Origin of the sequence: Streptomyces xylophagus (assembly GCF_000716435.1) — a bacterium.
GTDB classification, from domain to species: Bacteria; Actinomycetota; Actinomycetes; order Streptomycetales; family Streptomycetaceae; genus Streptomyces; species Streptomyces xylophagus.
Map to the genome: position 1 here is coordinate 85,526 of NZ_JNWO01000030.1, position 6,726 is coordinate 92,251.

A 6,726-nucleotide genomic window follows, 5' to 3' on the forward strand; every position below is an offset into this window, starting at 1 on the left:
ATAGGCGTGTTCAGCGGTCGGCGGCCAGGGGTTGAGCAGGAATAGAGGCGGGGGCGGTGAGCAGGGTGCGGTGGTCGGCGCCGAACCAGGTGCCGAAGTCGCGGCGGGCGGCGCCGGCGTCGTCCGAGGTGTGCACGAGGTTGTGGACGAGGCGTTTCTCTTCGAGGGCGCGCTCCAGGCTGTCGTGGCCCAGGTCGCCGCGGATCGTCCCGGGTGCCGCCCGCAGTGGGTCGAAGTGGCCGATCAGCTGCCGCAGTTGGAGGTGGATGCCGGGCTCGCCGTAGGCGAGGGCGATGGTCACGGCCTTGCCCGCGTAGGCGTCGTCCAGGCAGGCGGGGATGTCCCGGTCGGGGAAGTGGTCCGCGTCGACGAGGAGATCCCAGTAGTGCACATGGACCTGCCACGGCTGCACGAGGACGGTGCGGCGGCTGGCGATCGTGCAGCCGGCGGCCTCGATCCGCGCCAGGACGGCGTCCGTGAGGCCGCGCTCGACGGCATCCGGCTTGCACAGGATGACCGAGCAGCGGTCGAAGTCGGCGATCTGCAGGCGGCGGCCCGGCCCGTACCAGGTCCCGTACTCCCGGCGGGCGCTGGCCGCGTCGTGGCTGGTGTGGATGAGGTTGCGTACGAGACGTCTCTCCTCCCCGGCCGCGGTGAGGCTGTCGTCGCCCAGGTCACCGCGGATCGTGCCGATGGCCGCCCGGGCCGGATCGGTGTGCCCGACCAGCTGCCGCAGCCGGGCATGAAGATTGGGTTCACCGTGCGCGAGCGCCACGGTGACCTGTTGGCCCGCGAACGCGGCATCGATCCACACCGGCAGATCGGGGAGATGACGGCGCCCGGTGTCGGCGAGGAGATCCCGGTAGACGACGTGCGGCTGCCACGGCTCGGCGATCAGGTCCAGACGGCCCGAGATCGCGACGCCCGCAGCGGAGATCCGCTTGAGGATCTGGTCGACCAGGCCGCGCGCCACGGCGTCGGGTTTGCACAGGATGACCGCCCAGCGGTCGAAGTCGATGCCCTCGACCACCGCGCCGCTCATCGGCCGGCCGCCGCTCACCGCGAACCGCCGTCCGAACTCACCATGAATTGAGGCCACTTGTGCTCCATCAGCCAGCGCAGGCCGGGATCGAGTGCGGCCAGGACGTCGGGGTCGCATGCTTCGGTCTGGCCGTACTGGATCTGCCGGTACAGCTCGAACAGCAGCACCGCCTGCTGCCAGTACGGATCCAGGTCCAGGCCCGCAATGTGCCCGGCGCTGTAGCCTCGCCGGTTCGTACGGAGCACGTGTTCGTGGTGCAGGACGTCCGCGATGGTGGAGGTTGTGGTGTTGCGGGGCATCGCCGGGAACGGGAAGGACTGCGGCGCCGACCGGGAGTCCGCCTCCTTCAGGACGCGTGTGACGCGCTCGGCGTCGGTGTCGTTGACGTGGGCGGACCCGATCGTGTGCGTGTACGTCCCCAGCTCCAGGCCGAGTTGGATCGCGGCGTACTCGTGGATCATCGTGAAGGAGAAGACGTCGGACAGCAGTCCGCAGTCGAGGTCGTTCGCCCGCATGTTGCACACCATGTGCAGCCGCCCCTCGCGCAGCAGCAGGTGCAGCCCGGCCAGGCACGCCACGTCGGGGTTGTTGAGGTTGGCGAGTTCCTTCGCCGCGAACACTGGCAGGTAGCCGCGTTTGCTGTCGGTCTCGTTCAGCAGCAACTCCGCCACCTGGTCGAACTGGGACCGGCCGCCGCGGATCGGGCTGAACAGCGTGTGCCCGTAGGCGGATCCGCCGAGACGGACGCCGTCGGCGCTGCTGGCGCGCATGGACGTCGAGTAGTAGCCGATCATCTCCAGGTCCCGGCGGCCGGCGAGGTACCACAGAGCCTCGGCGAACTGGAACACCGGATTCGCCCGGCGCTCGGCCAGATACGTCAGGCGCTGACGGGGATCCGCGAGTCGGAAGCTGACCCCGATCACTTCACGGGCGGCATTGCCGCGTGCGTCAATCCGGTAGTCCGGCTGCTCGGTTGTGAGACGCAGCAGAGCAAGGTAGGCACCCTCGACGCTGTCGAATGGCGGCGCTGTGAGCAAGGCACTCTCCCAAAATGAGGAAACGGATAGTGAGGTGGGCGCTCCCGTCCCAGCCCGAGCGGCACCACACGCCGCGAGCACCGGGAGGGGTGCCTGTGCAGTTGCCGGTCTGTCGTCCGCCGCTGCCGGATCGCCGAGGGGCGGGCGCGCGACGGGCTGGTGCTGCCGCACGGCCGGGCGAAGGTGAACCCGCCGCCCGGCAGCGGGAGTTGGACCCCACCCCGGCACCACGGCCGCTGGCCTCGCGAACACCGGGGGCAGGGGTCATCGGATACTCACCCGGTCCGGATGCTCGTCAGACTGCGGGGTGTCAGCGTCCGGCGTGACGGGCGGGGGCTGTTCATCTGCACGAGCCGCCTTCGCCGCCTTCCCCAGACGGTTCCCGATCAAGAAGACCAGCACGCCGAAGAGGTAAACCAGGGCGGGCCGGTACCAGAAGGGGAACCGCTGCATGAGCATGAGGCCGCCGCCACCGAAGTCGAGGGTGAAGTGGGCGGCCGTGAAGGGGAGGAGGCGTCCGTACTGCCGGTACAGCCAGACACGGCCTGCGGCGAACACGAGCATGCCGATGGCGGGAAGCCCGAGGTAGGCGTGCAGGAGGACTTCGGGTATGCAGACCAGGGTGTAGATCTGCCACGCGGGCCGGCGTATCGCGGTCAGCAGAGCGGTCGTGGCGGCGACGATCACCACGTCCTCCAGCGCCACCGTCGACACCACTCCGAAGGCGAGGGTCCCGACGTCGTTTTCGCCGACGGTGGCCATCTGGCTGCCCTTCATGACCGGTACGCCGGCCCCTGTCCAGCGGATGAGCTGGAGCAGGAGGAAGGAGAGAGCGCCGCTGACGACACATACGCCGAAGACCATGATCGTGACCTGCCAGTCACGCAGCCGCTCAACTGCCGTGCGGGGAAGGGCGGTTCGCAAGGAGACACGGTGGGAGCGGCACACTTCGAGGGCCAGCCACGCCAGGACGCACCCGGACACGGCGTGACCGGCGACCTGCGCGAGCGCGATGGGGAACGGCGCGCTGGCGAACATGCCCGCTGCCCCGGCCAGGACAGCGGCTCCGCGCTGCAGGAGGCGCTGGCGGGGGGTGACCCGGCTGAGCGGGGTCCGGGCGAAGACCAGCCAGCACAGCCACCAGAACACGATGGCCGCGACAGCGAACTCGGTGCAGATCACTGGGTATCTGGCCCGTGCAGACAACGACGACGGCAGGCCGTACAGGTGGCCGGATGTCAGCACCGTGCCGATCAGGGGGAAGCAGCAGGCCAGGAGCATCAGCCCGATGACGTGCCGTATCACGCGGCGGGCGGGCGCGTCGGTGAGCTCTGAGGGCTCAGGGGCCGGACGGTTCGGCATGAGGTCGAGGAGCTCGGTACGAAGTGACGTCATCGCGGCCCTCCAGCGGTAAAGGACGCGAACGCGTCGCCGTCGTACGCAGCCAGTGACTCCCACGGCTGCGGGCCGGAGCCGAAGCGGGCGGATTGCTGGGCCAGGTCGAACAGCAGGTCCAGCACGACGACGGTGATGCGCTCCATGCGGCCTGAGCCGTCGAGGCTGGTGAGAGGGGGCAGGTGATCACGCACTGGTCAGCCCCCGCTCGATGCGGTGGATCCAGGCGGCGGGGTCGGTGGTCTCCTTCTCGGTGGGAAGGAGACTCAGGTCTTTCCAGATCTGGTTGACCAGGCCAGTGCCGAGTTCGGCGACGGCCTGTGCGATGAGGCGGGAGCCTTGCTCATACGCTTCGCGCCTGGGGCCGAAGCGGCGGACGATGTCCCGGTTGTGCAGGCGGTAACGCCAGGACTTGGGTCCTTCCCGGAAATCGGCCGCTGTGCCGAACAGCCGCTTGAGTGTCTGCCGTTCGGCCCAGGTGGCGTGCCCCTCCAGGATGGTCGAGACACTCTTCGGTGGCGCGAGGACTCCCCGTTTCGGCAGGAAGAGACTGGCCCAGACGGCGGGAAAGCCGCGATCTTGAGCCCGAGTCGGGTGGCACTGATCTCTGCCGGGGTCAGGTCCAGGTCGGCGATGTCGCGGGTGAGGATGCGGTGGTGGTTCTGCCGGAGCTCTTGTCGCCATGCCCTGGGTGGCAGCAGGCGGAAACGGACCACCGCGGGGAGCGGGAGGCCGGTTATCTCGTTCACCGTCGGTGCCACCTGGCGAAGGATCTGGCCGATGCGCTCGGCCAGGTCGGGATGGCGCTGGGTGTCATCCAGCACGGTGAAACGGGTGTGGGTCACAGATGGTCCTGTCGAGACGTAATCGGTTTGGTCGGTTTCGTGGGGCCCTTCGTCCCCCGGGCCACCGTCTGGTCCCGGGGAACGAAGGGGGTTCGGCTCCCCGGCGCCGAGTACGGAGCCAGAGCTGCGCACCCAGCACAGGGAGGTGGCCCGTAGGTGGCGAGCCCTAACTCGACTGCTTCACAGGGGAGTTGGGTGCCGCTCAGGCTGAGGTGAGCCCTCTGAGCAGGTCGAAGTCGGTCACGGTGATGCGGTGGACGTCGAGTTCATGGCCGGCGGCGGTCGCGTAATGCGCAGCCACATCCGCGGTGAGCAAGTCCTCTGCAGGCAGGGGGCAGTTGGGGAGGGCGTCGAGCGCCTCCTGCAGCGAGCCGAGTACCGGCGGTGCCTCAGGGTCGTCGAAGGCGCTGCCGACGTAGGGCTGGGGCGGTTCGGACTTGTGGTCCAAGCCGACCAGGACGGCGGCGAGGGTTGCGGCGAGCGCGAGGTAGGGGTTGGTGTCGGCGCCGGGGAGTCGGTTTTCCAGGTGGAGGTTCTCGCCCCGGCCGACGACCCGGATGGCGCAGGTGCGGTTGTCGCGGCCCCAGGTGAAGGTCGTCGGCGCGAAGGTTCCCGGGACGGCTGCCGATGCCGGTCGCGGGTGCGGCCATGAAGTTCGCCACCAGCCCGGCCCGTTCGGCGAGGGTCCGCGCCGGCTCCCGAGCCCGCCCTGCAATTCCTCGAAGAAGCGGGTGAGCACCTGAGGGTGGTCGAGGGAGTAGTCGAGGTTGCGGTCGAACACCGGCCGCAGCGGGTGGTGGTGAGGGACTGTGGCGTCGGCGTAGCTGAGTACGAACTCGGTTTCCAGGCCGACCTGGGCGGTGATGCCGCGGGCGGCGAGCCGGTCGAGCTGGCGTTGCAGGATCTGCCTCGGGGCTACGCTGACGGGCTGTCCGTCGTGGCCAATAGCGTCGGCGAAGACCAGAGCGGTGCGCCGCATCCAGGCCAGCCGGTAGACGGCGTCCGGGTCGGGGAGCAGGCTCACGTCGCCGTAGCCGGTGTCGGCGGAGGCCAGGGCGAAGCCGTCCAGCGCGCGCATGTCGACGTCGGTGGCCAGGATGTAGGCGCATATGTCGCCGCCGCCTGCCACGACACGGTCGACGAAATGGTCCGCGTCGATCCGCTTGCCCTTCAGCCGGCCCAGCATGTCGGGCACGGCCAGCAGCACGGTGTCCACCATCCTGCGGTCCACCAGATCACGCAGGAGCTCGAATGCGGCGTCCTCCGGCTGGTTGGGGGTCTGGCTCATACGAGCTCCTCCCCTATCTGTGCGCGCTCCTTGGCGGTCCCGTACTCGGGGATGCCGTAGCTGCGCCGCCCGCGGGTGGCCCATCCGACGGTGGCCAGGAGCAGGACGGCCGCGAGCGCGACGGGGGCGTAGTTGAAGGAGTCCTCGGTGACCGGGGAGACCTGCGGGAGGCAGAACACCACGGTGATGAAGGCGACCCAGATCACGGCGATCCAGCCGATGGGTTTGCTCCAGCGGCCCAGATGCCAGGGGCCCGGGGTGAAGCGGTCTCCGGCGCGCAGGCGCAGGTAGACGGGGATGGCGTAGGCGGGGGTGATCCCGATGACGTTGATCGCGGTGACCGCGTAGTACGCGGTCAGCGAATACAGCGACGGCAGGGCCAGGCAGAATGCGACGCCCACCGTGAGCCACACCGCCGGGACTGGGGTCTTCGTGCGGGGGCTCAACCGCCGCCAGGTCTTGGAGAAGGGCAGGGCACCGTCGCGGGAGAACGCGAACACCATCCGTGAGGCGGAAGCGAGGCCCGCGTTCGCGCAGAACAACTGGGCGACGATCACGACCAGCAGGAGGATCTTGGCGCCGGTCAGGCCGAGCGCGTCGAGGAAGATCTGCGCGGGCGGCACCCCGGTCGCACTGCCGACGGTGCCGGCGTAGTCCTGGATCGCGAAGAGCATCCCCGCGAGCAGCCCGAAGCCCACGATCCAGGACCAGAAGATGGAGTACACGATGCCCTTGGCGGCCGATGTCTGGGCGTGGACGGTCTCCTCCGACAGGTGGGCGGAGGCGTCGTAGCCGCAGAAGGTGTACTGCGCGAGCAGCAGGCCAAGGGCGATCACGTAGAGCGGGTTGCCCCATCCGGTGGTGTTGGCGAAGTGGGTGAACACGAAGCTCGCCGACTGGTGGCGGGAGGGGACGAGGGCCAGGGCGCCGACGATCGCCGCGACGCCGCCGATGTGCCACCACACGCTGATCGAGTTCAGCACGGACACCAGCCGCACCCCGAACAGGTTGAGCACGGCGAGCAGCAGGAGGATGGCGCCGCAGATGGCCAGCGTCCGGCCGGGGGTGGGGGTGAAGCCCCACTGAAGGTTGAGCCAGGCGCCGACGAACAGCGACATG

At 69.3% G+C, this 6,726-nt stretch carries 7 protein-coding genes; all 7 read right to left on the bottom strand.

Annotated features, from left to right (window positions below; genetic code table 11):
• Nucleotides 1-10: 10 nt before the first annotated feature.
• Complete coding sequence (locus OO70_RS42770) at nucleotides 11-1,099, bottom strand: nucleoside-diphosphate kinase (protein ID WP_234337072.1); 1,089 nt, start codon at nucleotides 1,097-1,099, stop codon at nucleotides 11-13.
• Complete coding sequence (locus tag OO70_RS42775; RefSeq protein ID WP_043684373.1) at nucleotides 1,057-2,079, bottom strand: thymidylate synthase; 1,023 nt, start codon at nucleotides 2,077-2,079, stop codon at nucleotides 1,057-1,059. The genes OO70_RS42770 and OO70_RS42775 overlap by 43 nt, the downstream gene beginning before the upstream one ends.
• A 264-nt stretch (nucleotides 2,080-2,343) precedes the next feature.
• Entirely contained in the window at nucleotides 2,344-3,474 is a 1,131-nt protein-coding gene (locus OO70_RS42780) for a hypothetical protein (RefSeq protein ID WP_043684376.1), read from the bottom strand.
• Nucleotides 3,471-3,668, bottom strand: a complete 198-nt coding sequence (locus OO70_RS42785; RefSeq protein WP_043684379.1) for a hypothetical protein — start codon at nucleotides 3,666-3,668, stop codon at nucleotides 3,471-3,473. The genes OO70_RS42780 and OO70_RS42785 overlap by 4 nt, the downstream gene beginning before the upstream one ends.
• Entirely contained in the window at nucleotides 3,661-4,158 is a 498-nt protein-coding gene (locus OO70_RS54140) for a zinc-dependent metalloprotease (RefSeq protein WP_106971870.1), read from the bottom strand. The genes OO70_RS42785 and OO70_RS54140 overlap by 8 nt, the downstream gene beginning before the upstream one ends.
• Nucleotides 4,159-4,521: 363 nt before the next feature.
• Complete coding sequence (locus tag OO70_RS51495) at nucleotides 4,522-5,607, bottom strand: type I glutamate--ammonia ligase (RefSeq protein WP_051742139.1); 1,086 nt, start codon at nucleotides 5,605-5,607, stop codon at nucleotides 4,522-4,524.
• Nucleotides 5,604-6,726, bottom strand: a 1,123-nt coding sequence (locus OO70_RS42795; protein ID WP_043684382.1) for an amino acid permease, incomplete at its 5' end; no start/stop codon positions are given. The genes OO70_RS42795 and OO70_RS51495, both read right to left, overlap by 4 nt.

Coding starts and splice junctions, on each gene's coding strand:
- OO70_RS42780 (WP_043684376.1), bottom strand. CDS start 3,474: ATGACGTCACTTCGTACCGAGCTCCTCGACCTCATGCCGAACCGTCCG.
- OO70_RS54140 (WP_106971870.1), bottom strand. CDS start 4,158: ATGGCGACAAGAGCTCCGGCAGAACCACCACCGCATCCTCACCCGCGA.
- OO70_RS51495 (WP_051742139.1), bottom strand. CDS start 5,607: ATGAGCCAGACCCCCAACCAGCCGGAGGACGCCGCATTCGAGCTCCTG.